Origin of the sequence: Streptomyces litmocidini, from assembly GCF_014649755.1 — a bacterium.
Lineage (GTDB): Bacteria > Actinomycetota > Actinomycetes > Streptomycetales > Streptomycetaceae > Streptomyces > Streptomyces litmocidini.
In genome coordinates this window covers 321,938-345,061 of sequence record NZ_BMTQ01000002.1, presented here as the reverse complement: position 1 = coordinate 345,061, position 23,124 = coordinate 321,938, and the positions used below count along the sequence as shown (strand labels likewise).

Here is a 23,124-nt window from a genome sequence, read left to right as displayed (position 1 = left end):
GTCACGGCTGGGAAGTTTCACGTGAAACACGCTCCTTGGGCCGGTACGGAGCCCGACGTCGGCGGCCAGGGAAGGTCGAGGACGTCCAGCTCCTGGCCGGACCGGGCGCCACCGGGCGGGACGACGGCCATGCCGTCCGCGACGGCGATGCCCCGGAGCATGGCGGGCCCGTTGTAGCGCAGCGGAACGAGACGCTCGGCCCGGCGGACGACCGGGACGAGCCGGGTGTCGTGGGGGTGCCCGTGCACCTCCTCCAGGACGGGGGCACGGCCCCCGGTGGGAGAGGAGCCTCCCAGGGCGGCGAGGAGCGGCTCGGCGAGCGTGAGGAGCCCGGAGACGGCGGCGAGCGGATTGCCGGGCAGGCCGACGAGGTGGCGACCGCCGCCCAGGGCCGCGAGGAGCATCGGATGGCCGGGGCGGACCTTCACCCCGTCGACCAGGAGCGTGGCGCCCGCCTTGTCGAGGACCCGGTGAAGATGGTCGACGGGTCCGGCGGCGGTGCCCCCGGTGGTGACGACCAGGTCGGCGGCGGAGCCCGTGACGGCCGCGTACAGCTCCTCGGCGTCGTCGCCGATCCGCCGGGTGGCGAGCACCTCGGCGCCGAGCGCCGCGAGCCAGGGGCCGAGCATCGGGCCGAGGGCGTCACGGATGAGCCCCTCGTGGGGGAGACCGGCCGTGAGGAGTTCGTCGCCGAGGACGAGGACCTCCACCCGGGGACACGGGGGAACGGGGAGCTCGTCGTAACCGGCGGCCGCCGCGAGGCCCAGTACGGCGGGGGTCACGGCGGTGCCCGCGGGCAGCAGCTCGTCGCCGGACCGGCACTCCTGGCCCCGGGGCCTGATGTCCTGCCCGGAGACCACGTCGCGCAGCGCGTGCAGCAGGAGGCCCGGCCCGGGAAGGGCTCCGGTCCGTTCCGTACGGGAGTGCTCGGTACGGATGACCGCGGTGGTCCCGGGCGGAACGGGGGCCCCGGTGGCGATCCGTACGGTCTCGCCGTCGGTCAGGGCGGCGACGGGCGCGTGACCCGCGAGGACGGGGGTCTCCGCCCGTACGGTCCAGGGGCCCGTGCCCGCGACGGCCCAGCCGTCCATGGCGGAGGTGTCGAAGGAGGGCAGGTCGGTGAGGGCGAGGAGCGGCTCGGCCAGGACCTGGCCGAGGGCCTGCCCGAGCGGGAGGCGCCGCAGCTCCCGCTCGGCCCGCGCGGCGCTCCCCGCGCGGGCTGCGGCGGCCCTGGCCTCGGGCCAGGCGGTGGCCCGGTGCGGCGTCCCGGCCTTCGCGCCGGTGGCGGGCCCGGGGGCCACGGGGAGGGGCTCCTTCGGCGTCATCCGGCCTCGTCCTGCTCGGCGGCCCAGCGTTGCGCGAGCGCCGCGGCCTTGCGGGCCGCCTCGGCGACGGCCTCCGGCCCGCCCTCGGCGCCCGCGCGGGCGGCCGCGTAGCCGACCAGGAAGGTGGTCAGGGGCGCGGCGGGGCGGGCCACGCCGTGGGCGGCGTCGCGGGCGAGGTCGAGCAGCACGCCGGTGTCGACGTCCAGTTCGATCCCCAGCTCGTCCTTGACTGCGGTGATCCATTCATCCAGCACGGTCCCATGCTCCCTGATGCGGGTCCGGGCCGTGGCGATGTCCTCCCAGGTGTCGCAGTCGAAGGAGGCGAGAGGGCCCGCGGCGACCCGGGTGAGGTCCAGTCCCCCGGTGAGGAGGCGCAGGGGGCCTCCTTCGAGGGTGCCCCGTCGGCCGGTGACGAGGGCCAGTTCACGCAGGAGCGGGGCGCGGCGGTACGCGGCGACGAGCGGCTGGTCCCGCCCCTCGGCGTCGGTGAGGAGCGCGGCCTCGGCCCCGGGTGCCGCGTCGAGGGCGTCGAGGAGGCGGCGGACGGCGGTCCGGTCCAGGAAGGGCAGGTCGGCGGAGAGGACGAGGAGGACGTCGGCGCCGGTCTCCCGGACGCCTGCGTCGAGTGCGGCCAGCGGGCCGCCGCCGGGCGGGTCCTCCCTGGCCCAGTGGACGGGGCGGGCGGTCGGGCGGGGGGCCGCGACGACCACGGTCCGGCCGGCGTCGGGGCAGGCCGCGAGCACCCGGTCGAGGAGGGTCCGGCCCCCGACCCGTACCCCTGGCTTGTCGGAGCCGCCGAGGCGCCGGGCGGCACCTCCGGCGAGCACGACGGCGTCGTATGCGGTGGTCACCCCAGCAGTATGGGCCGCCCGACCCCACTGCCGACGGGCCCGTCTCCCTTGCTGAGACGGGCCCGCGCGAACGACCGCACGGTCGACGGGTCGTGCCCGGCACCCGGTGCGGACCGGCCGGCCGTACCGCACCGGCCGGTCCGCACCGGCCGGCCGTACCGGGTGGGGGTCCGGTACGGCCGCCCCTCGTCAGACCGTGCGGAGCAGGACGGCGGGCTGCTCGACGCAGTCCGCCACGTAGCGCAGGAAGCCGCCCGCCGTGCCGCCGTCGCAGACACGGTGGTCGAAGGTGAGCGAGAGCTGCACCACCTGACGGACCGCCAGTTCGCCCTGGTGGACCCAGGGCCTGGGAATGATCCGGCCGACACCGAGCATGGCGGCCTCGGGGTGGTTGATGATCGGCGTGGAACCGTCGACCCCGAACACCCCGTAGTTGTTCAGGGTGAACGTGCCGCCGGTCAGATCGGCCGGGGTGATCGCGCCCTGCCGTGCCGCCTCCGTCAGCCGGGCGAACTCCTCCGTCAACGACTCGGCCGTCCTGCTCCCCGCGTCCTTGACCACGGGGACGACGAGCCCGCGCGGGGTCTGCGCGGCGAAGCCGAGGTGCACGGACGGCAGCCGGACGATCTCCCGGGCGGCCGTGTCCACCGTGGAGTTGAGCTCGGGGAAACGGGCCAGGGCATGGACGCAGATGCGCGCGAGGAGCGCGAGCAGCGAGATCTTCGGCCCGCCGGCCGCGTTCATCGCCGCCCGCGCCGCCATCAGCTCGGTCGCGTCGGCGTCGACCCAGCAGGTCGCGTCGGGGATCTCCGTACGGCTGCGGGACAGTTTGTCCGCCACCGCGCCACGGACCCCGCGCAGCGGAACCCGCTCGCCGACCGTCGCGACGGGGGCCGCTGCGGTGCTCGGGGCGGGTGCCGGTGCGGCGACCGGCTGTTCCAGGGCTGCGAGGGCCAGCTCCACGTCGGCCCGCAGGATCAGTCCCTCGGGCCCGGATCCGCGCACCTCCCGCAGGTCCAGGCCCCGATCCCGGGCCAGCTTCCGCACGAGCGGCGAGATGACGGGCACCGGGCCCGCGTGCCCGCCGGACGCCGGAGCGGTGACCGGAGCGGCCGGGGCCGCCGGCGTGGCCACGGGAATCCGGGCGGCGGCCGGAGCCTGCTCCGCGGCGGGCGCCGGAGCGGCCGCCGGCGCCTGGGCGGCCGCCGGGTTCGTGTGCCGCACCCGGCGGCGGCGGGCGGCGGGCCCGGCCGTGCCGTAGCCGACGAGCACGTTGCCCGAGTACTCCGAGGAGACGGCCGACTCGGCGTCGGCCCGGCCCGCGGCGGGGGTCGCTCCCGGAGCGGCCTCCGCGAGCTCCTCCGGCGCGCCCGTGCCGCCGACGGCGACCGTCAGGAGCGGTGCGCCGACGGGCAGTTCGGTGCCCTCCTCGCCGTACCGGGCGGTGACGACACCGCCGTACGGACAGGGCACCTCGACCATGGCCTTGGCCGTCTCGACCTCGACGACCGGCTGGTCGATGGCGACGACGTCGCCGACGGCGACCAGCCAGCGCACGATCTCGGCCTCGGTGAGCCCCTCGCCGAGGTCGGGCAGCTTGAACTCCAGCACCTGTGCCATCAGCTGCCCGCCTCCCACTGCAGTCGCGCCACCGCGTCCAGGACCCGGTCCACGCCCGGCAGATGGTGCCGCTCCAGCATCGGCGGCGGGTACGGGATGTCGAAGCCCGCGACCCGCAGCACCGGCGCCTCCAGGTGGTGGAAGCACCGCTCGGCCACGCGCGCGGCGATCTCCGCGCCGGGGCCGCCGAAGCCGGTCGACTCGTGGACGACGACCGCGCGGCCGGTGCGCCGCACCGAGGCGCAGACGGTCTCGTCGTCGAACGGCACGAGCGAGCGCAGGTCGACGACCTCCAGGTCCCAGCCCTCGGCCTGGGCGGCTTCCGCCGCTTCCAGACAGACCGGCAGCGAGGGACCGTAGGTGATCAGGGTGGCCCCGGTGCCCCGGCGCCGCACGACGGCCTTGCCGATCGGCTCGACGGGCGCGGGCGCCTCGGGCGACCAGTCGGACTTGGACCAGTAGAGCCGCTTGGGCTCCAGGAAGACCACCGGGTCGTCGGAGGCGATGGCCGCGCGCAGCAGCCCGTAGGCGTCCTCGACGGTGGCCGGGGTGACGACGTGCAGTCCCGGCGTGGCCGTGTAGTAGGCCTCGGAGGAGTCGCTGTGGTGCTCGACGCCGCCGATCCCGCCGCCGTACGGGACGCGGATGACGATCGGCATCGACACCGCGCCGCGGGTGCGGTTCCGCATCTTCGCCACGTGGGAGAGCAGCTGCTCGAACGCCGGGTACGCGAACGCGTCGAACTGCATCTCCACGACCGGCCGCAGGCCGTACATGGCCATGCCGACGGCCGCGCCGAGGATGCCCGCCTCGGCCAGCGGGGTGTCCGTGCACCGGTCCTCGCCGAACTCCTTGGCGAGCCCGTCGGTGACCCGGAAGACACCACCGAGGGTGCCGACGTCCTCGCCCATCACGTGGACGGTCGGGTCCTCGGCCATCGCGTCGCGCATGGCGCGCTGGAGCGCCTGCGCCATCGTGGCGGGCTTCGGCTTCGCGGCGTTCCCGCCGGCCTTGGCGGCGGGGCCTGTCGTCGCGGTCGTCATCACGCCTCACCCTCGGCTTCGAGCTCGGCGCGCAGCTGCGCCGCCTGTTCGCGCAGCTGTGTCGTCTGCTCCGCGTAGACGTGGGAGAAGAGCTCCATCGGGTCGAGCACCGGGTCGGCGTTCATCCGTTCGCGCAGCTCCGCAGCCATCGTCTCGGCGGCCTCGGCCGCCGCGCGCCTGCCGTCCTCGTCGAGCAGGCCACGCTCCGTCAGTTCCCTTTCGAGGATGAGGATCGGGTCGTGCGCCCGCCAGGCCTCGACCTCGTCGGACGTGCGGTAGCGGGTCGCGTCGTCGGCGTTGGTGTGGGCGTCGATCCGGTAGGTGACCGCCTCGACGAGGGTGGGGCCGCCGCCGCGCCGCGCGCGGGCCACGGCCTCGGTGAGCACCTGGTGGACGGCGACCGCGTCGTTCCCGTCGACCAGCCGGCCCGGCATGCCGTACCCGACGGCCTTGTGGGCGAGGGAGGGGGCGGCGGTCTGCTTGGCGAGCGGCACGGAGATCGCGAAGCCGTTGTTCTGCACGAGGAAGACCACGGGGGCCTGCCAGACGGCGGCGAAGTTCAGCGCCTCGTGGAAGTCGCCCTCGCTGGTGCCGCCGTCGCCGACCATGGCCAGGGCCACGACGTCGTCGCCCTTGAGCCGGGCGGCGTGGGCGAGGCCCACCGCGTGCGGGAGCTGGGTGGCGAGGGGCGTGCAGAGCGGCGCGATGCGGTGCTCGTGCGGGTCGTACCCGGTGTGCCAGTCGCCGCGCAGCAGGGTGAGGGCCTGGACGGGGTCGAGGCCCCGGGCGACGGCCGCCAGCGTGTCGCGGTACGAGGGGAAGAGCCAGTCCCGCTCCTCCAGGGCGAGGGCGGCGGCGATCTCGCACGCCTCCTGGCCGGTGGTGGACGGGTACACGGCGAGTCGGCCCTGTTTGGTGAGGGCGGTGGCCTGGGTGTTGTACCGGCGGCCGCGGATCAGCTCCGCGTAGAGCCGGAGCAGCAGCGCGGGGTCGGCGTCGGCCACGGCGTCCGTGCCGAGCACACGCAGCGGCTCGGCCTCCGGCAGCAGCGGGGCGGGGTCGGTACGCGGCTGCCACGTCGGCGGGGTGTGCCGGTCAGCGGGGACGGCACCGGGCGGCTCTTGGACTGTCGAACTGCGCTGTTGCAACGAGTCCACCTCCTCATCGGAGCGGGCACAAGACCCGAAGGCGGGTGGCGCGAGTGTGGCGCGCCTCACCTACCGATTGTTCGGTCGTGGAGGCATTTTGGCTACAGGCACCTCCAGCCTGTGGACAAACGGTTCTCCACAGCCTGGGATGAGGGCAGGTCGTCCACCGGAGAGAGGCGGGGGCACATGGCGGATGAACAAATGGCCGACGACTGGGAGCAGGTCGTCGCCCCGGTACCGGCGGCGGGGTCCACAGGGCCTCCGGCGCGCCCGCTGGACCCCATCGACCGCGACATCCTCCGCATCCTGCAGACGGACGGCCGCGCCTCGATCCGCTCCGTGGCCGAGCGGGTGCACGTCTCCCGGGCCAACGCGTACGCGCGGATCAACCGGCTCATCGACGACGGGGTGATCCGCGGCTTCAGCGCCCGCGTCAACCACGAGCGGGCGGGGCACGGAGCCTCCGCCTACATCACGCTCAAGATCGTCCAGAACTCCTGGCGGACCGTGCGCGAACAGCTCCAGGCACTGCCGGGAGCCGCGCACATCGCCCTGGTCAGCGGTGATTTCGACGTCCTGCTGCTCGTCCACACCCCCGACAACCGGACCCTGCGCGAGCTGGTGCTCACCAAGCTCCAGTCGATCCCGGAGGTGCTCTCGACCCGGACCCTACTGGTCTTCGAGGAGACGGACCTCGACCCGGACCACCGCGCACCGGGCCGCTGACCCCTCCGCGGGGCCCCAGAGCCGCCCGCCGGGCCGTCGGCCCGCTCGCCGGACCCGCGGTGGGCCGTACGGGGGATCGGCGGTCGGCAGTACGAGCGGCGGCAGCGACGGCCGGGCCGGACGGGCCGCAGGAGGGGGCCGGCGGAGCCCCCAGGGGGTGGCAGCCACGGAGGAACCTCCGAGAGGCCCTCCGGGCAGCCCAGCGGCCTGCACGGCGGACAGCGCCGTATACGGCGGGCGGGCAGCGCCGTACGGCGGACAGCCGGCCGCCGTACGGCGCCCGTACGGCGGCCGGCGGAAGCCCGTACGACGCCTCAGCGGGCCGTCCGCAGCCCGTCGAAGGCCAGGTGGGCGACGGTCTCGGCGAGCTGGTCCCGCTCCGCCGTCGCGTCCGGATGCGGCCGGTACCACTCCACCAGCGAGTTGATCATGCCGAAGAGAAGCCGGGTCGCGAGCCGGATGTCCACGTCGGCCCGCAGGTCCCCCTCGGCGACGGCGGCCTTCAGCAGCTCGGCCACCCGGTGGTCGAACTCGCGGCGCCGTTCCATCGCCCACCGCTCGGTGCCGGTGTTGCCCCGCACGCGCAGCAGCAGCGTCACGTACGGCAGCTCCGCGATCAGCACCTCGACGGTGCGGCGCGTGACGTACTCGACCCGCTCGACGGCCCGGCCGCGCCCGGCGCCCGGCTCGTCGAGGATCGCGAAGAGCCCGTCGAGCGCCCGGCTGACCGCGCGCCGCAGCAGCTCCTCCTTGCCCGCCACGTGGTGGTAGATCGAGGACTTCGAGATCCCGGCCGCCTTGGACAGGTGCTCCATCGACGTGCCGTCGTAGCCGCGCTCGTTGAAGACCCGCACCGCGACCGACAGCAGCGTCTCGGGGGTGTACGTGTCGCGCTTCGCCGTGGTCATCGGGAGCCCTGCCCTTCCTCGGCGTATCCCCGGCGGGCGGTGGCCAGGCTGGGGGCGTACCGGCCCGTCGGGTAGCGCTCGTGCAGCTCCATGAGCAGGTCGCGCACGCGCGCGTGCCCCACCTTCCCGGCCCACTCCAGCGGGCCGACGGGGTAGTTGACCCCGAGGCGCATGGCCGTGTCGACGTCCTCGGCGGTGGCGACGCCCCGGTCGACCGCGTCGGCCGCGAGGTCGGCGAGCATCGCGACCGTACGGGCGACGATCATGCCGGGCACGTCGCCGATGACGGACACCTGCTTGCCGAGCGCCTGGAAGAGGCCCACGGCCTCGGCGAGGGACTCGTCCGAGGTGTGCTCGCCGGTCGACAGGACGATCCGGCTCGCGCGCGCGTAGTCCAGCGCGAGGTCGAAATAGATGATCTCGTCGGTGCAGTACTCGAAGGCGGTCTCGCCGTCGGCGAGGCAGAGCCGGGCGCCGCCGGGCAGCAGGACGTATCCGTTGCCGCCCTTGCGCCGGACCTCGATCCCGGCCTCCTCGAAGAGCTCGATCAGCGGCTCGGCGGGCCCCAGGTCCCCGCGTACGGCGATCCGCCCGGGCGCCCCGGCCGGCGGCGCGGTGTGCGGCCCGGGCCGCTCCGCGCCCTCCGCGTACGAGAACCAGCCGTGCCCCGACTTGCGGCCGAGCCGCCCCGACTCGACGAGCCGGCGCTGCGCCAGCGAGGGGGTGAACTTCGGGTCCTGGTGGAAGGACTCCCACACCGACCGGGTGACGGCCTCGTTCACGTCCTGCCCGATGAGGTCGGTCAGCTCGAAGGGACCCATGCGGAATCCTCCGCACTCGCGCAGGGCGGCGTCGATGGTGGCGGGGTCGGCCGCGCCCTCCTCGAAGACCCGGAGCGCCTCGGCGTAGAAGGGGCGGGCGACCCGGTTCACGATGAAGCCGGGGGTGTCCGCGCAGCGCACGGGCGTCTTGCCCCAGCCCTTCACCGTCTCGTACGCGCGCGTGGCGACGTCCGCGTCGGTGGCGAAGCCGCTGACGACCTCGACGAGGGGGAGCAGCGGTGCCGGGTTGAAGAAGTGGAGGCCGACGAAACGGCCGGGCAGCCGCAGCCCTCCCGCGATGGCGGTGACGGAGAGGGAGGAGGTGTTCGTGGCGAGGACGGTGTCGTCGCCGACGATCTTCTCCAGGTCGGCGAAGAGCCGCTGCTTGACGGAGAGGTCCTCGACGATCGCCTCGATCACGAGGGCGGCGTCCGCGAGCTCGGCGGGGTCCTCGGCCGGGTGCAGCCGGCCGACGGCGGCCTCCCGGGCGCCCGCGTCCAGGCGCCCCTTCTCCACGAGCCGGTCCAGGCGGGCGGTGAGGGCGGCGACGGCCTCGGCGGCCCGGCCGGGGGCACTGTCGTAGAGGCGCACGGGGTGGCCGGCGACCAGCGCGACCTGGGCGATGCCCTGGCCCATGGTGCCGGTGCCGACGACGGCGACGACGCGGTCCCGTCCGACGGCGGCGGTCCGGTCCTGTTCCACGGCGGCGGTGTCGTCCTGCTCCACGGCGGTCTCACTGGCGGTCACGTCGTCGCTCCCCCTGACGGTCACGTTGGCGCTCATGGGAGTGATCCTCCCCGATGGGTTTTCCACAGGATCGACGGACCCCCTTGTCCCGACCGATCGTTCGGTTACTCTAACTCCGTAAGCGTCTCCCTGCCCAGCTCGACGAGGAGTTGGTCCATCGATGGCCACCGCTCAGCTGACCACCGACCGTCTGGCCGAGAAGCACCGGTCCACACTCGACCAGGCGCTCGCCACCATCCGCACCCGCGCCTACTGGTCGCCGTACCCCGAGCACCCGAAGGCGTACGGCACGGACGGCTCGCTCGACGCGGCGGCGGGCCTCGCCGCCCACCAGTCCACGCTGAACACCCGCTTCGACCTCGACCAGCCCGGTACGGACGGCTGGACCGGTGGCGAGACCTCGCCGTACGGCCCGTCGCTCGGCATCGAGTACCCGCACGCCGACCTCGACGTGCTGCTCCCCGCCATGCGCGCGGGCATGGGCGCCTGGCGGGACGCCGGCGCCGAGACCCGCGCCCTGGTCTGCCTGGAGATCCTCGCCCGCATCTCCGCCCGGACCCACGAGTTCGCCCACGCCGTCATGCACACCAGCGGCCAGGCGTTCATGATGGCGTTCCAGGCCGGCGGCCCGCACGCCCAGGACCGCGGCCTGGAGGCCGTGGCGTACGCGTACGAGGAGCAGACCCGCACGCCCGCCGGGCGGGCCGGCTGGTCCAAGCCGCAGGGCAAGCGCGACCCCCTGGAGCTGAGCAAGGAGTTCACCCCGGTCGGCCGCGGCATCGCCCTGGTCATCGGCTGCAACACCTTCCCCACGTGGAACGGCTACCCGGGCCTGTTCGCCTCCCTCGCCACCGGCAACCCGGTCGTGGTCAAGCCGCACCCGCGCGCCGTCCTGCCGCTCGCGCTGACGGTGAGGGTCGCCCGTGAGGTGCTCGCGGAGGCCGGCTTCGACCCGAACCTGGTCACGCTCGCCGTCGAGCGTCCCGGCGAGGGCATCGCCAAGACCCTGGCCGTCCGCCCCGAGATCCGGATCATCGACTACACCGGCTCCACCGCCTTCGGCGACTGGCTGGAGGCCAACGCCCGGCAGGCCCAGGTCTACACCGAGAAGGCCGGCGTCAACACGGTCGTGGTCGACTCCACCGACGACTACAAGGGGATGCTGGCCAACCTGGCCTTCTCGCTCTCCCTGTACAGCGGCCAGATGTGCACCACCCCGCAGAACCTGCTGATCCCCCGCGACGGCATCACCACCGACCAGGGCCCGAAGTCGTACGACGAGGTCGTCGCCGACCTCGCGGCGGCGGTCGGCGGCCTGCTCGGCGACGACGCCCGGGCGAACGGTCTGCTCGGCGCCCTGGTCAACCCGGACGTGAAGGCGCGCCTGGAGGCCGCCGCCGGGCTCGGCGAGGTCGCGCTCGCCTCCCGCGAGGTGGTCAACCCGGAGTACCCGGACGCCGTGGTCCGGACGCCGGTCATCGTGAAGCTGGACGGCTCCAAGCCGGACGCCCAGGCCGCGTACTTCTCGGAGTGCTTCGGCCCGGTCTCCTTCGCCGTCTCGGTGGACTCCACCGCCGACGCCCTGGAGCTGCTGCGCCGCACGGTCCGCGAGAAGGGCGCGATGACGGTCGGCGCCTACACGACCTCGGCGGACACCGAGCGCGCGGTGGAGGAGGTCTGCCTGGAGGAGTCGGCCCAGCTCTCGCTGAACCTCACGGGCGGGGTGTACGTGAACCAGACGGCCGCGTTCTCCGACTTCCACGGCTCCGGCGGCAACCCGGCGGCGAACGCCGCCCTGTGCGACGGCGCCTTCGTCTCCAACCGCTTCCGGGTGGTGGAGGTCCGCCGCCAGGCCTGATCACGGCCTCGTGGAGGTCCTCCGGGGCCTCCACGAGAGCTCGCGGGATCCGAGGCCTTGCCGCCCCCGGGCTCTACGGCGCCTCGATCTCCGCGTGCCGCTGCACCCACGCGTGCATGGCGATCGCGGCGGCCGCGCCCGCGTTGATCGACCGGGTCGAGCCGAACTGGGCGATCGAGCAGACCATCTCCACATGGGCGCGGGCCTCCTCGGTGAGCCCCGGGCCCTCCTGCCCAAAGAGCAGCACGCAGCGGCGGGGGAGCACGGTCCGTTCCAGCGGGACGGAGCCCGGCAGGTTGTCGATCCCGATGACGGGAATGCCCTCGGCCGCCGCCCACGAGGTCAGCGACGCGGTGTCCGGGTGGTGCCGGACGTGCTGGTAGCGGTCGGTGACCATGGCGCCCCGCCGGTTCCAGCGGCGGCGGCCCACGATGTGGACCTCCTTCGCCAGGAAGGCGTTCGCGGTCCGCACGACCGAACCGATGTTGAAGTCGTGGCCCCAGTTCTCCACCGCCACGTGGAAGTCGTGGCGCCGGGTGTCCAGGTCGGCGACGACCGCCTCGCGCGTCCAGTACCGGTAGCGGTCCACGACGTTGCGCCGGTCGCCGCCGGCGAGCAGTTCGGGGTCGTACCGCTCGTCCCGCGGCCACGGCTCCGGGTGCGGCCCGACGCCGATCTCGGTGCCGAACCCCTCGTCGTACTGGATCGGCTCGGGCTGTTCTTCCGTGGTGCTCACCCGACGAGGGTACGGGGGCCGTGCTCCTCGGCCGTACGGCGCTGCTCGGGCAGCGTTCCGGCGGGAGCCCGCCCCAGCAGCCGGTCCCTGCCCGCGGCCACGCGGGCGCCCAGCCACACCAGGAACGCCGTCGGCAGGAACACGGCGTCGGCGGAGATCATCGCGAGCGAGAAGACCGGCAGTCCGAGGAGCACCGCGATCCCGGCGTGCTCCAGCATCATCGCGACCAGGAGGACGTTCTTGACCCTGCGGTTGAAGAGGGTGAAGGGGAAGGCGACCTGGACGATGACCGTGCCGTAGGACAGCAGCATCACCATGACGCCGCTGGCGCCGAGCAGCTCGGAGAGGGCCGGCCAGGGCGAGAAGTAGTCCAGGTGGAGCGGGTAGAACAGCGCGGTCCCCTCCTGCCAGCGCGATCCCTGGATCTTGTACCAGCCGGCCGTGGCGTAGATCAGACAGACCTCGGCCATGATCACGACGAGGACGGCGTTGTGCGCGAGGTTCGCGAGGACGTCGAGCAGGGTGCGCGGCTCCCCCGGGGCGATCCGGCAGACCAGCCACCACAGCCCGTTGCCGAGCCACAGCACCCACAGCAGCACCGGCACCCACCACTCGCCGGAGACGTCGCTGAACCAGGTGGCGGCGAGGAGGAAGCCGCCGAGCACCACCCACAGCAGCGGTCCGACGACATCGCGGCGCGCGGGCTCCCCGGCCCGGGCCGCGCGGTCCTCACGGGCCGCCCGCCGGGCGTCCAGGGACCACACCCGGCCGCAGCGGGTGAAGACGAGGTAGATCGAGACGATGTGCAGGACGTTGTCGCCGCCGTCGCCCACGAAGACGGAACGGTTCAGCAGCGAGAGCACCCCGACCATGAAGACCACGGACACGGCCCGGGTCCGCCATCCGACGAGGAGCAGCGCGGCCGAGACCACCGCCAGCCCGTAGACGACTTCGAACCAGATCCGGCCGTCCGACCACAGGAGCACCGTGAAGGCCCGGTTGTCGGCGATCAGCCGCTGCGCCAGCTCCCAGGACCAGGGGCCGTCGGGGCCGTACAGCTGGTGTCGGTGGGGCAGCTCGCGCAGCAGGAAGAGCAGCCAGGTCAGCGAGAAGCCGATCCGGACGATCGCGCTCTGGTACGGGGCGAGGGGACGGCCCGTGACGGTCTGCACCCCGCGGGCGAGCCGGCGGTCGAAGGGTTCGCGGGCACGCGCGGACGTGGCGGTGGAAGTGCTCATCGGCCCGCCTCCGTGCGGCTCGTGACGGCGTCGGCGGGCCGGTCGGCCCGGGTGACCGTCCACCACGGGAGGTCGCGGTAGGAGGGGGTGGTCCGTGTCTTCTCGGTGCTCCACCGGGCGGCGGGGACGGTCCGGGAGACGGTGCGGAGCTGGATGCGCCGCACGTCGGGACCGAGGGTCCGCCCCTCGGGTCCCCGGAGGGTTTCGAGCCTGAACATCGCGATCCGGCGGATGTACTGCTCCGCGAAGGCGCCGCGCGATCCGTTGGGACGGTTGTCGTCGGTGTGCGTGTTGAGGTAGAAGTCCACGGCCCTGCGAAGCTGGTTCTGCTGTGCGTGGCTGGGCATCGGGTTGTGGCGGATCGCCGCGATGTCCTGGGCGGTGAGGTCGATCCAGCCGGTGGTGCGGCGGCCCCCGTCGGCGCCGGCGAGCTCGGCCCGGACCTCGACGGAGATGTTCGCCTGGAGCGGGTTGGGCGCGAAGAGCTTCCAGTTCTGCTCGAACTCGGGGTAGATCCAGTCGCTGACGGCCTCGCCGTGCCGCTTGGTCAGCGTGTTGGACGGCGCCACGTGCAGGAACACCATCGCCAGGTGGACGCAGGCGAACACGCCGACGGCGGCGAGCGCCACGGCGGCGACGACCTGGTAGGGCAGCGAGAGGGCCATGATCCCGGCACCGGGAGCGGTCCCGGTGCCCTCGCTCCCCACGGGGGCGACCGGCGGGTCCTCGGGGGGTCTGCGCCCGTCGTCACTCATCTCGACCGCGTCCTTTTCGACGTACGCGTCCATCCCGCCCCGATCCCGATCGACCCGCCTCGGTCATCCACAGGGTTGACACCATACGGGCCGTCGTCCCACCATTGAAGTCATTCAACCGAACGATCGGTCGGTAGGGGGTCTGATGACCGCAGTGACGGCAGGGACGGCAGGGACCACGGGCGCGTCCGGCGCGTCGGACACGGCCGCGGCGGCCGAGCAGGCCGCCTACGAGGCCGTGTTCGACGCCGCCGTCGCCGCCGACGAGCGGATCGAGCCGCGCGACTGGATGCCCGAGGCCTACCGCGCCTCCCTCGTCCGGCAGATCGCGCAGCACGCCCACTCCGAGATCATCGGCATGCAGCCCGAGGCGAACTGGATCACCCGCGCGCCCTCGCTGCGGCGCAAGGCGATCCTCATGGCCAAGGTGCAGGACGAGGCCGGCCACGGCCTGTACCTGTACAGCGCGGCGGAGACCCTCGGCACCAGCCGCGACGAGCTCCTCGACAAGCTCCACTCCGGCCGCCAGAAGTACTCCTCGATCTTCAACTACCCCACGCTGACCTGGGCCGACGTCGGAGCGATCGGCTGGCTCGTGGACGGCGCCGCGATCACCAACCAGGTCCCCCTCTGCCGCTGCTCCTACGGCCCGTACGCCCGCGCGATGGTCCGGGTCTGCAAGGAGGAGTCCTTCCACCAGCGCCAGGGGTACGAGGCACTGCTCGCCCTCTCCCGCGGCACCGAGGCCCAGCACGCGATGGCCCAGGACGCCGTGAACCGCTGGTGGTGGCCCTCGCTGATGATGTTCGGACCTCCGGACGACGAGTCGACCCACACCGCCCAGGCGATGGCCTGGAAGATCAAGCGCCACTCCAACGACGAACTGCGCCAGCGCTTCGTCGACATCGCCGTGCCGCAGGCGGAGGCCCTCGGCCTCACCCTCCCCGACCCCGACCTCCGGTGGAACGAGGAGCGCGGACACTACGACTTCGGCCCGATCGACTGGACCGAGTTCTGGGACGTCCTCAAGGGCAACGGCCCCTGCAACGACCAGCGGCTGAGCAGGCGACGCCAGGCCCACGAGGACGGCGCCTGGGTCAGGGAAGCGGCGGCGGCCTACGCGGACAAGCACACCGGAAAGCACGGGGAGGCACAGGCATGACGACCGACGGTTGGCCGCTGTGGGAGGTGTTCGTGCGCTCCCGCCGCGGACTGTCCCACACCCACGCGGGCAGTCTCCACGCACCCGACGCGGAGATGGCCCTGCGCAACGCCCGCGACCTCTACACCCGCCGGTCCGAAGGCGTGTCGATCTGGGTCGTCCCCTCCACGGCCATCACCGCCTCCTCGCCCGACGAGAAGGACCCCTTCTTCGAGCCGGCCGCGGACAAGCCCTACCGCCACCCGACCTTCTACGAGATCCCGGAAGGGGTGAAGCACCTGTGACCGGCACCACCGACACCCTCACCGCCGCCGCGGCGCTCGCCCTCGGCGACGACGCCCTCGTCCTCTCCCACCGCCTGGGGGAGTGGGCCGGCTCCGCCCCCGTCCTGGAGGAGGAGGTCGCCCTGGCCAACATCGCCCTCGACCTCCTCGGCCAGGCCCGGGTCCTGCTCTCCCTCGTCGGCGACGAGGACGAACTCGCCTACCTCCGCGAGGAGCGCTCCTTCCGGAACAGCCAGCTCGTCGAGCAGCCGAACGGCGACTTCGCCCACACCATCGCCCGGCAGCTCTACTTCTCCACCTACCAGCACCTCCTGTACGGACGGCTGGCCACCGGCGACGGCCCCTTCGCCGGCCTCGCGGCCAAGGCCGTCAAGGAAGTCGCCTACCACCAGGACCACGCCGAGCACTGGACCCTGCGCCTCGGCGACGGCACCACCGAGAGCCACCAGCGGATGCAGCGCGCCTGCGACGCCCTCTGGCGGTACACCGGCGAACTGTTCCAGCCCGTCGAGGGCCTCGACCTGGACCTCCCCGCCCTGGAGACCGCCTGGCTGGACTCGGTCACCGACGTCCTCGGCCGGGCCACGCTCACCGTGCCCTCCGGACCGCGCACCGGCGCCTGGAGCGCGGGCGCCGGCCGGCAGGGCCTCCACACCGAGTCCTTCGGACGGATGCTCGCCGAGATGCAGCACCTGCACCGCAGCCACCCGGGGGCGACATGGTGACCATGACGGCCCTGGAAGAGGAACTGAGCCGCATCGCCGGCTCCGTCCCCGATCCGGAGCTGCCCGTCCTCACCCTGGAGGAACTCGGCGTCATGCGGGGCGTACAGGTCCTCGGCCCCGGCCGGGTCGAGGTCTCCCTCACCCCCACCTACACGGGCTGCCCCGCCATCGAGGCCATGGCCTCCGACATCGAGCGGGCCCTCCACGAGCACGGCGTGCCGGACGTCACCGTCGTCACCGTCCTCGCCCCGGCCTGGTCCACCGACGACATCAGCGAGGAAGGACGGCGCAAACTCACCGAGTTCGGCATCGCCCCGCCCCGCCCCCAGGGACCCGCGGGCGGCCCCGTGCCCCTCACCCTGGCGATCCGCTGCCCGCACTGCGGATCCACCGACACCGAGCTCCTGAGCCGCTTCTCCTCCACCGCGTGCAAGGCACTGCGCCGCTGCACCGCCTGCCGCGAACCGTTCGACCACTTCAAGGAGTTGTAGATGGTGTCCTCAGCCACCGGACGGGCCGGGTTCCATCCGCTCCGGGTGAGCGAGGTCGACCGCCTCACGGACGACTCCGTGGCCGTCACCTTCGCGGTTCCGCCCGAGCTCCACGAGGCGTACCGGCACCTCCCCGGACAGCACCTCGCCCTGCGCCGCACCGGCGAGCGGGGCGAGGAGGTCCGGCGCACGTACTCCATCTGCGCCCCCGCCTCCCCGGCCGGCGAACCCCCCGTCCTGCGCGTCGGCATCCGGCTCGTCGACGGCGGCTCGTTCTCGACGTACGCGCTCAAGGAACTGGTCGTCGGCGACCTCGTCGAGGTCATGGAGCCGATGGGCCGCTTCACGCTCACCCCGCGCCCCGGCCACTTCGCCGCCGTCGTCGGCGGCAGCGGCATCACCCCGGTCCTCTCGATGGCGGCCACCCTGCTCGCCCGCGAGCCGGAAGCCCGGTTCTGTCTGATCCGCAGCGACCGCACCGCCGCGTCCACGATGTTCCTCGACGAGGTCGCCGACCTCAAGGACCGCTATCCCGACCGCTTCCAGCTCGTCACCGTGCTCTCCCGGGAGGAGCAGCAGGCAGGCCTGCCCTCCGGCCGCCTCGACCGCGAGCGGCTCGCCGAACTGCTGCCCGCGATGCTGCCGGTCGACACGATCGACGGCTGGTTCCTGTGCGGCCCCTTCGGACTCGTCCAGGGCGCCGAGCAGGCACTGCGCGGCCTGGGCGTCGACCGCGGCCGGATCCACCAGGAGATCTTCCACGTCGACGACGGCTCCGCTCCCGCCCCCGCCCCCGCGGCGGACGCCCCGGCGCACGCCACCCTGACGGCCACCCTGCACGGACGGTCCGGCACCTGGCCGGTGGAGCGCGGCGAGACGCTCCTCGACACCGTCCTCCGCGCCCGCGCGGACGCCCCGTACGCCTGCAAGGGCGGGGTGTGCGGCACCTGCCGCGCCTTCGTCGTCGGCGGAGAGGTGCGGATGGACCGCAACTTCGCCCTGGAGCCGGAGGAGACGGAAGCCGGATACGTCCTGGCCTGCCAGTCCCACCCGGCCACCCCTGACGTGGAGTTGGACTTCGACCGCTGACGAACCACGAGCACTGACGGAACGGCGGCGCCGCCGGAGTACGGACGGCGCCGCCATTCCCTTCCCCCGGAACCTGCCCTATCTTGACGACCCGTCAGACAAATAGGGGCCGGCAACGGGAAGGCAGAACTGTGGACTTCACCTTCACCGAAGAACAGCAGGCAGCCGTCGAAGCGGCCAAGGCCGTCTTCTCGGACGTCACACCCGACGCGGTACCCAGCCCCGCCCTCACCCCCCGTGCCGTGGCCGAGGACCTCGACCGGCCGCTCTGGGCCCGCCTCGCCGCCGCCGACCTCCTCGGCATCACCCTGGCCCCCGAGCACGGCGGCGCCGGCCTCGACCCCGTCGCCCTCTGCCTCGTCCTGCGCGAGTCCGCCCGCGTCCTCGCCCGCGTCCCGCTCCTGGAGACCAGCGCCGTCGCCCTCACCGTCGAGCGGTACGCCCATCCCCGCACGGCCACCGCACTGCTCCCCCGCGTCACCCGCGGCGAACTCGTCCTCACCGCCGCCACCCAGGGACGCACCGGCCACGAACCCGCCGCCCACGCCGTCACCGCGCACCGCGACGAAACCGGCTGGACCCTCGACGGCCTCCAGACCGCCGTCCCCTGGGCCCACCGCGCCGACATCATCGCCGCACCCGCGCGCACCACCGAGGGCGGCACCGTCCTCGCCCTGCTGCCCCGCGCCCACGACGGACTCGGCCTCACCGACCAGTACTCCACCCACGGCGAACTCCTCGCCGAACTCCGCCTCGACGCCGTGCACCTCGACGACACGGACCTCATCGACACCGACGGCGCCTGGGAACTACTGCGCGACATCCTCACCACCGGCACCTGCGCACTCGCCCTCGGCCTGGGAGAGGCCGTCCTCGCCATGACGAGCCAGTACACCGGAAAACGCGAACAGTTCGGCCACCCCGTGGCCACCTTCCAGGCCGTCGCCGTCCAGGCCGCCGACCGCTACATCGACCTGCGCGCCATGGAGGCCACCCTCTGGCAGGCCGCCTGGCGCCTCTCCAGCGACACCCACGGGCCGCTACCCGCGGCCGGGGACATCGCCGTCGCGAAGATCTGGGCCTCCGAAGGAGTACGCCGCGTGGTGCAGACCGCCCAACACCTGCACGGCGGCTTCGGTGCCGACACCGACTACCCGCTCCACCGCTACCACGCCTGGGCCAAGCACCTCGAACTGTCCCTCGGCCCCGCGGCCGCCCACGAGGAGGCCCTCGGCGACCTGCTGGCCGCCCACCCCCTCGACTGACGCGCCGGAGGACTCAGAGGACGAAGGCCGGGCTTCCGCTCTCCGCCACCATCGGACGCCCGGCACCGTCCCAGGCGAGCATCCCGCCGTCCACGTTCACCGCGTCGAAGCCCTGCTGCACCAGGTACTGCGTGACCTGCGCCGAACGACCCCCGACCCGGCACATCACATAGGCGCGCCCCCGCTCGGCCACGGCCTCCGTCACCTCACCGAAGCGGGCCACGAAGTCACTCATCGGCACGTGCAGCGCGCCCTCGACGTGGCCGGCCGCCCACTCGTCGTTCTCCCTGACGTCCAGCACCAGGGCATCGGCCGGCACGGAAGCCGCGTCCACGGAGGGCAGCGGGGAGAAATTCATGGGAAAGGCCTTCTCTCGTCAGAACCGCCCGAAGGACTCGGGCGCACAGAAAAACTACTGCACCAGCCCGGCCAGCTCGTTCTCCCGCTCGGAGACCTGCGCGAGCAGCTGCTCGGCGATCTCCTCCAGGAGCCGGTCCGGGTCGTCCGGCGCCATCCGCAGCATCGCGCCGATCGCGCTCTCCTCCAGCTCGCGCGCCACCGCCGACAGCATGTCCTTGCGCTCCGCCAGCCACTCCAGACGCGCGTACAGCTCCTCGCTCTCGCTGAGCCGCTCCTCGGCCGGCACCGGCCCGGCCTCCCACTCCGCGGAGAGCTCACGCAGCAGCGCCTCGTCGCCCCGGGCGTAGGCGGCGTTCACGCGCGTGATGAACTCCTCGCGCCGCTTCCGCTCGTCCTCCTCGCGCGCCAGGTCGGGATGGGCCTTGCGGGCCAGCTCGCGGTAGAGCCTGCGGGCCTCCTCGCCGGGGCGGACCCGCTTCGGCGGCTGCACCGGCCGGTCGGTGAGCATCGCGGCGGCCTCGGGGGAGAGGCCGTCGGTGTCGATCCAGTCGTTGAACAGCTCCTCCACGCCGGGCATCGGCAGCACCGCGGCCCGCGCCTCCTGCGCCCGCCGCAGATCCTCGGGGTCCCCGGTACGCGCCGCCCGCGCCTCGGCGATCCGCGCGTCGAGCTCGTCGAGCCGCGCGTACATCGGTCCGAGCTTCTGGTGGTGCAGCCGCGAGAAGTTCTCCACCTCGACCCGGAAGGTCTCGACGGCGATCTCGAACTCGATCAACGCCTGCTCGGCCACCCGCACAGCCTGCTCCAGCCGAGCCTCGGGCCGCTCCTCCCCCGCCTGCGGGCCCTCGGACGACCGACCCTGGAGCTGTTCGGCCCCGGACCGCTCGCCCCCGAGCTGCTCGGCCTCGGGCCGCTCGTCCCCGGGTCCCTCGTTCACACCCTGGTCCACGCTCACGTCCACGCCCGCCAAGTCCTCGTTCCGCCTCGTCCCACCCAGCCTACGGTCCTCACAGGGGGCCTCCCCCTCCCTCCCCCTCCCTCCCCCTCCCCCTTTTTTCGTTCCCCCGCCTCCGTCGGACGTCAGACCCCCGGTTCCGCCGCCACTCGGCCCGTGCGGACGGCCGAGAGCAGGTCGGCGTGGTCCGCGGTGGTGCGGTCCGCGTACGTGACGGCGAAGGACGCGACGGCCTCGTCGAGCTCCTCGTTCTTGCCGCAGTAGCCGGATATCAGGCGCGGGTCGGCGCTGTGGGCGTGCGCGCGGGCGAGCAGGGCCCCGGTCATCCGCCCGTAGTCGTCGAGCTGGTCCGCGGTGAGGGCCGCGGGGTCGACGCTGCCCTTGCGGTTGCGGAACTGCCGCACCTGGAACGGACGCCCCTCGACCGTGGTCCAACCCAACAGGATGTCGCTGACGACCTGCATCCGCTTCTGTCCGAGCACCACGCGCCGCCCCTCGTGACCGACGTCCGGCACGGTGAATCCGGCGGCCCGCAGATGCGGCAGCAGCGCGGACGGCCGGGCCTCCTTCACCTGGAGCACCAGTGGCTCGCCCCGGTGGTCGAGCAGCAGCACCACGTAGGAGCGGGTGCCGACGCTTCCGGTGCCGACCACCCGGAAGGCCACGTCGTGGACGGCGTACCGGGCGAGGAGCGGCAGTCTGTCCTCGGACACGGTCTTCAGGTACGCGCCCAGGGACTCGGCGACCTCGGCCGCCTCGGCGTCCGGGACCCTGCGCAGCACCGGGGGAGCGTCCACGAACCTGCGACCGCCGCCCTCGACGTCCGTCACGGCCTCGGTCGACCGAGCGGCGAACCGGGCGCTCGTGTTGTTGCGGGCCTTGGCGGAGACCCGCTCCAGGGTGCCGAGGAGGTCACGGGCGTCGGTGTGGGAGACGAGTTCCTCGTCGGCGATCGCGTTCCAGGCGTCGAGTGCGGGCAGCCGGGCGAGCAGGCGCATGGTGCGCCGGTACGCGCCGACGGTGTCGAACGCGGCGGCCCGGCACACGTCCTCGTCCGCCCCCACCTCCCGTCCGGCCAGGACGAGGGACGTGGCGAGCCGCTTGAGGTCCCATTCCCAGGGGCCGACGACGGTCTCGTCGAAGTCGTTGAGGTCGATGACGAGCCGGCCGCGCGCGTCACCGTAGAGGCCGAAGTTGGCGGCGTGCGCGTCGCCGCATATCTGGGCGGTGATCCCGGTGACGGGCGTTCCGACGAGGTCCTGGGCCATGAGCCCGGCGGAGCCGCGCAGGAAGGCGAAGGGGCTCGCCGCCATCCTGCCGACCCGTATCGGCGCGAGTCCGGGCACGCGGCCCCGGTTCGACTCCTCGACGGCGCGCACGGCGTCGGGGCGGACGGCGGCGAGGGCCGGCCGGTCGTGCGAGGAGCGGGGAACCCGCTCGCGCAGCTGCTTGCCCCGGTCCTTGGGGGAGACCCCGGTGGTGGGAACGGCGCGGCGCGCGAAGCCCGGCACGTGCGGGACGCGCGCTCCGCCCCGCCCCTCGTCCGTACCGCGCTGTCCTGGCACGACGGCCTGGATCCCGTCCATGGGACGCCTCCCCCGATGCGATGTCCGACATCATCCGGCCCTGACCGTACCGCCGTTCCCGATCACCCGTCTCCCCCTGTGGACAACGGTCCCACGAGCCTGTGGACAACCCCGTGGGCAAGCCCCTGGGCCGGGCCTCCGGAGCGGTCCTCCGGCCCGGTCCGCGGGGTCGGCCCTCAGATCGCGACGGCCTCTTCCATCTCCTCCTCGGCCTCGTCCCCGGCCCGGGCCTCGGTGCCGTCCTTGACCGTCCCGGTCCCCGCGGCCGCCGCGGTCCCCGGCGTCCCCGGTGCCTGCGTCCGCCCGGTGCCCGCCTTCCTCCGTCGGGACTCCGTGAGTCCGGCGAGGACGACGAGCGTGGCGCCGGCGAGGAGCCAGAGGGCGAGGACGAGGACGTTCCCGCCGACCCCGTGGCCGTCGAAGTAGACGTGGCCGCGCACGCCCTCGACGAAGCCCGCGCCGTTCCAGAAGGCGTGCAGCGAGCCGAAGAAGCCGGGCTGGAGTTCGGGCCGGTAGATGCCGCCGGAGCTCGTGAAGTTGAGCATGACGAAGAGGACCATCACGCCGAGCGTGGTCCAGCGCCGCAGGAAGGTGTGCAGGCCGACGCCGACGGCGAGGATGCCCGCCGCGTACAGCCAGGACATCGCCCACACCCCGCCGAGGCCCTGGTCGACCAGGTGGAAGACGGGCCCGGCGAAGAGGGCGCCGATCAGGCTGACGACGAGCGACATGCCGGCGGCGAGGAGCGCCCTGATCCGCATGGGCAGGACGGCTCCGGCTCCGCCGATGACGGCGACGGAGGCGTACGCGCCGATGCTGAGGGCGACGAGCAGGAAGAAGACGCCCTGGCCCGTGGGATCGCCGGAGGCGGTGGGGGCGACGTCGGTGACCTTGAGGGGCGCGTCCTGTCCGGCGGCGACCTTGGTGAACACCTTCTCGACGGCCATGGCGCTGGTGTCGGAGGAGCCCGAGGCGACGAGCAGTTCGGGCCGGGTGCCGGGGATGTAGGCGCCGAAGCTGCGCTGTTCGCGCAGTGCGGAGACGGCGGTGTCCCGGTCGATGACGGTCCGGACGTCGAGGGCGCCGGCGCCCTTGTCCTGGAGCGTCTGCGCGAGGACCTGGGTGGTGGGGCCGGAGCCGACGATGTCGACGCGCAGGTCGTGGGGTGCGGGCGCGTGGAAGGCGCCGAGATAGGCGAGGCCCATGCCGACGCACATCAACAGGGGGGTGAGCAGATGTCCGAGGACATGCCGCAACGCGCCGCTGGTGTTCGGTCCTGCGGACACCGAGACCTCCATGGTTGGCTTTTACAACTAAAGAACCGTTGTACTATACAACCGAAAGTTCACGAGAGGCGACCCGTCCCGAACGCGCCCTCCCGGACCACCCGTCCACCCGGACCGACGGCGACGCGCCGGCGGCGACGCACCG

General features: G+C 73.4%; 22 protein-coding genes. 8 read left to right on the top strand and 14 right to left on the bottom strand.

The annotated features are described in order from the left end of the window. Positions 1 to 17: 17 nt before the first annotated feature. From IE180_RS04940 to pdhA, 5 genes are all read right to left on the bottom strand, one after another. Complete coding sequence (locus tag IE180_RS04940) at positions 18 to 1,325, bottom strand: molybdopterin molybdotransferase MoeA (RefSeq protein WP_190155501.1); 1,308 nt, start codon at positions 1,323 to 1,325, stop codon at positions 18 to 20. Then, positions 1,322 to 2,176 (bottom strand): NTP transferase domain-containing protein, encoded by an 855-nt coding sequence (locus tag IE180_RS04935; RefSeq protein WP_190155500.1) that lies wholly within the window; start codon positions 2,174 to 2,176, stop codon positions 1,322 to 1,324. Before IE180_RS04935 ends, IE180_RS04940 begins: the two co-directional genes overlap by 4 nt. A gap of 189 nt (positions 2,177 to 2,365) precedes the next feature. Continuing rightward, positions 2,366 to 3,796: a dihydrolipoamide acetyltransferase family protein gene (locus tag IE180_RS04930; protein WP_190155499.1), complete on the bottom strand. Its 1,431-nt coding sequence runs from the start codon at positions 3,794 to 3,796 to the stop codon at positions 2,366 to 2,368. Further along, positions 3,796 to 4,839 carry an alpha-ketoacid dehydrogenase subunit beta gene (locus IE180_RS04925; RefSeq protein WP_190155498.1) on the bottom strand — a complete coding sequence of 348 codons (1,044 nt, stop codon included), beginning with the start codon at positions 4,837 to 4,839 and terminating at the stop codon, positions 3,796 to 3,798. Before IE180_RS04925 ends, IE180_RS04930 begins: the two co-directional genes overlap by 1 nt. Next, a complete protein-coding gene (gene pdhA / locus IE180_RS04920) occupies positions 4,839 to 5,996 on the bottom strand; it encodes a pyruvate dehydrogenase (acetyl-transferring) E1 component subunit alpha (protein WP_190155497.1) in 1,158 nt (385 codons plus the stop codon). The genes IE180_RS04925 and pdhA overlap by 1 nt, the downstream gene beginning before the upstream one ends. Before the next feature lie 192 nt (positions 5,997 to 6,188). On the opposite strand from pdhA, the gene IE180_RS04915 reads away from it, so the two are divergent. Next, complete coding sequence (locus IE180_RS04915) at positions 6,189 to 6,713, top strand: Lrp/AsnC family transcriptional regulator (RefSeq protein WP_190155800.1); 525 nt, start codon at positions 6,189 to 6,191, stop codon at positions 6,711 to 6,713. 314 nt (positions 6,714 to 7,027) lie between these two features. Here IE180_RS04915 and IE180_RS04910 read toward each other — a convergent pair whose 3' ends face one another. Continuing rightward, the gene (locus IE180_RS04910; RefSeq protein WP_190155496.1) at positions 7,028 to 7,621 is read right to left on the bottom strand and encodes a TetR/AcrR family transcriptional regulator; all 594 of its coding nucleotides are present in this window, start codon (positions 7,619 to 7,621) and stop codon (positions 7,028 to 7,030) included. After that, positions 7,618 to 9,225, bottom strand: a complete 1,608-nt coding sequence (locus IE180_RS04905) for a 3-hydroxyacyl-CoA dehydrogenase (protein ID WP_190155495.1) — start codon at positions 9,223 to 9,225, stop codon at positions 7,618 to 7,620. Before IE180_RS04905 ends, IE180_RS04910 begins: the two co-directional genes overlap by 4 nt. A 124-nt stretch (positions 9,226 to 9,349) precedes the next feature. On the opposite strand from IE180_RS04905, the gene paaN reads away from it, so the two are divergent. After that, positions 9,350 to 11,047 carry a phenylacetic acid degradation protein PaaN gene (paaN, locus tag IE180_RS04900; RefSeq protein WP_190155494.1) on the top strand — a complete coding sequence of 566 codons (1,698 nt, stop codon included), beginning with the start codon at positions 9,350 to 9,352 and terminating at the stop codon, positions 11,045 to 11,047. 73 nt (positions 11,048 to 11,120) lie between these two features. Here paaN and IE180_RS04895 read toward each other — a convergent pair whose 3' ends face one another. The 3 genes from IE180_RS04895 to IE180_RS04885 are packed head-to-tail and all read right to left on the bottom strand — an operon-like array spanning position 11,121 to position 13,776. Then, positions 11,121 to 11,783 carry a TrmH family RNA methyltransferase gene (locus IE180_RS04895; protein WP_190155493.1) on the bottom strand — a complete coding sequence of 221 codons (663 nt, stop codon included), beginning with the start codon at positions 11,781 to 11,783 and terminating at the stop codon, positions 11,121 to 11,123. Beyond that, positions 11,780 to 13,021 carry an HTTM domain-containing protein gene (locus IE180_RS04890; protein ID WP_190155492.1) on the bottom strand — a complete coding sequence of 414 codons (1,242 nt, stop codon included), beginning with the start codon at positions 13,019 to 13,021 and terminating at the stop codon, positions 11,780 to 11,782. The genes IE180_RS04895 and IE180_RS04890 overlap by 4 nt, the downstream gene beginning before the upstream one ends. Next, the gene (locus IE180_RS04885; RefSeq protein WP_229860294.1) at positions 13,018 to 13,776 is read right to left on the bottom strand and encodes a DUF5819 family protein; all 759 of its coding nucleotides are present in this window, start codon (positions 13,774 to 13,776) and stop codon (positions 13,018 to 13,020) included. Before IE180_RS04885 ends, IE180_RS04890 begins: the two co-directional genes overlap by 4 nt. A 145-nt stretch (positions 13,777 to 13,921) precedes the next feature. On the opposite strand from IE180_RS04885, the gene paaA reads away from it, so the two are divergent. The 6 genes from paaA to IE180_RS04855 all read left to right on the top strand — a co-directional run bounded on the left by paaA (position 13,922) and on the right by IE180_RS04855 (position 18,792). Beyond that, positions 13,922 to 14,938, top strand: a complete 1,017-nt coding sequence (paaA, locus tag IE180_RS04880; RefSeq protein ID WP_190155490.1) for a 1,2-phenylacetyl-CoA epoxidase subunit PaaA — start codon at positions 13,922 to 13,924, stop codon at positions 14,936 to 14,938. Further along, on the top strand, positions 14,935 to 15,222 hold the full coding sequence (gene paaB, locus IE180_RS04875) for a 1,2-phenylacetyl-CoA epoxidase subunit PaaB (RefSeq protein ID WP_030692422.1): 288 nt from the start codon (positions 14,935 to 14,937) through the stop codon (positions 15,220 to 15,222). The genes paaA and paaB overlap by 4 nt, the downstream gene beginning before the upstream one ends. Then, positions 15,219 to 15,947: a 1,2-phenylacetyl-CoA epoxidase subunit PaaC gene (gene paaC, locus IE180_RS04870; RefSeq protein WP_190155489.1), complete on the top strand. Its 729-nt coding sequence runs from the start codon at positions 15,219 to 15,221 to the stop codon at positions 15,945 to 15,947. Before paaB ends, paaC begins: the two co-directional genes overlap by 4 nt. Continuing rightward, entirely contained in the window at positions 15,941 to 16,438 is a 498-nt protein-coding gene (gene paaD, locus IE180_RS04865; RefSeq protein WP_190155488.1) for a 1,2-phenylacetyl-CoA epoxidase subunit PaaD, read from the top strand. Before paaC ends, paaD begins: the two co-directional genes overlap by 7 nt. Then, positions 16,439 to 17,527, top strand: coding sequence for a 2Fe-2S iron-sulfur cluster-binding protein (locus IE180_RS04860; RefSeq protein ID WP_190155487.1), 1,089 nt, complete (start codon positions 16,439 to 16,441; stop codon positions 17,525 to 17,527). It begins immediately after the preceding gene. Between the two features lie 131 nt (positions 17,528 to 17,658). Continuing rightward, complete coding sequence (locus IE180_RS04855) at positions 17,659 to 18,792, top strand: acyl-CoA dehydrogenase family protein (protein WP_190155486.1); 1,134 nt, start codon at positions 17,659 to 17,661, stop codon at positions 18,790 to 18,792. A gap of 13 nt (positions 18,793 to 18,805) precedes the next feature. Here IE180_RS04855 and IE180_RS04850 read toward each other — a convergent pair whose 3' ends face one another. The 4 genes from IE180_RS04850 to IE180_RS04835 form a co-directional block, all read right to left on the bottom strand. Further along, the gene (locus IE180_RS04850) at positions 18,806 to 19,150 is read right to left on the bottom strand and encodes a rhodanese-like domain-containing protein (RefSeq protein ID WP_190155485.1); all 345 of its coding nucleotides are present in this window, start codon (positions 19,148 to 19,150) and stop codon (positions 18,806 to 18,808) included. A 54-nt stretch (positions 19,151 to 19,204) separates the two neighbouring features. Beyond that, complete coding sequence (locus IE180_RS04845; RefSeq protein ID WP_373302667.1) at positions 19,205 to 20,113, bottom strand: hypothetical protein; 909 nt, start codon at positions 20,111 to 20,113, stop codon at positions 19,205 to 19,207. A gap of 119 nt (positions 20,114 to 20,232) precedes the next feature. Further along, complete coding sequence (locus IE180_RS04840; protein ID WP_190155484.1) at positions 20,233 to 21,693, bottom strand: DUF2252 domain-containing protein; 1,461 nt, start codon at positions 21,691 to 21,693, stop codon at positions 20,233 to 20,235. A gap of 176 nt (positions 21,694 to 21,869) precedes the next feature. Then, on the bottom strand, positions 21,870 to 22,991 hold the full coding sequence (locus tag IE180_RS04835; protein ID WP_190155483.1) for an ABC-2 transporter permease: 1,122 nt from the start codon (positions 22,989 to 22,991) through the stop codon (positions 21,870 to 21,872). Positions 22,992 to 23,124: the final 133 nt, after the last annotated feature.

Bases quoted from the DNA above. Each gene is read 5' to 3' on its own strand.
- IE180_RS04940 (WP_190155501.1), bottom strand. From the start codon at position 1,325: ATGACGCCGAAGGAGCCCCTCCCCGTGGCCCCCGGGCCCGCCACCGGC.
- IE180_RS04930 (WP_190155499.1), bottom strand. From the start codon at position 3,796: ATGGCACAGGTGCTGGAGTTCAAGCTGCCCGACCTCGGCGAGGGGCTC.
- IE180_RS04925 (WP_190155498.1), bottom strand. From the start codon at position 4,839: ATGACGACCGCGACGACAGGCCCCGCCGCCAAGGCCGGCGGGAACGCC.
- IE180_RS04915 (WP_190155800.1), top strand. From the start codon at position 6,189: ATGGCCGACGACTGGGAGCAGGTCGTCGCCCCGGTACCGGCGGCGGGG.
- IE180_RS04910 (WP_190155496.1), bottom strand. From the start codon at position 7,621: ATGACCACGGCGAAGCGCGACACGTACACCCCCGAGACGCTGCTGTCG.
- IE180_RS04905 (WP_190155495.1), bottom strand. From the start codon at position 9,225: ATGAGCGCCAACGTGACCGTCAGGGGGAGCGACGACGTGACCGCCAGT.
- paaN (WP_190155494.1), top strand. From the start codon at position 9,350: ATGGCCACCGCTCAGCTGACCACCGACCGTCTGGCCGAGAAGCACCGG.
- IE180_RS04890 (WP_190155492.1), bottom strand. From the start codon at position 13,021: ATGAGCACTTCCACCGCCACGTCCGCGCGTGCCCGCGAACCCTTCGAC.
- IE180_RS04885 (WP_229860294.1), bottom strand. From the start codon at position 13,776: ATGAGTGACGACGGGCGCAGACCCCCCGAGGACCCGCCGGTCGCCCCC.
- paaA (WP_190155490.1), top strand. From the start codon at position 13,922: ATGACCGCAGTGACGGCAGGGACGGCAGGGACCACGGGCGCGTCCGGC.
- paaB (WP_030692422.1), top strand. From the start codon at position 14,935: ATGACGACCGACGGTTGGCCGCTGTGGGAGGTGTTCGTGCGCTCCCGC.
- paaD (WP_190155488.1), top strand. From the start codon at position 15,941: ATGGTGACCATGACGGCCCTGGAAGAGGAACTGAGCCGCATCGCCGGC.
- IE180_RS04860 (WP_190155487.1), top strand. From the start codon at position 16,439: ATGGTGTCCTCAGCCACCGGACGGGCCGGGTTCCATCCGCTCCGGGTG.
- IE180_RS04850 (WP_190155485.1), bottom strand. From the start codon at position 19,150: ATGAATTTCTCCCCGCTGCCCTCCGTGGACGCGGCTTCCGTGCCGGCC.
- IE180_RS04840 (WP_190155484.1), bottom strand. From the start codon at position 21,693: ATGGACGGGATCCAGGCCGTCGTGCCAGGACAGCGCGGTACGGACGAG.
- IE180_RS04835 (WP_190155483.1), bottom strand. From the start codon at position 22,991: ATGGAGGTCTCGGTGTCCGCAGGACCGAACACCAGCGGCGCGTTGCGG.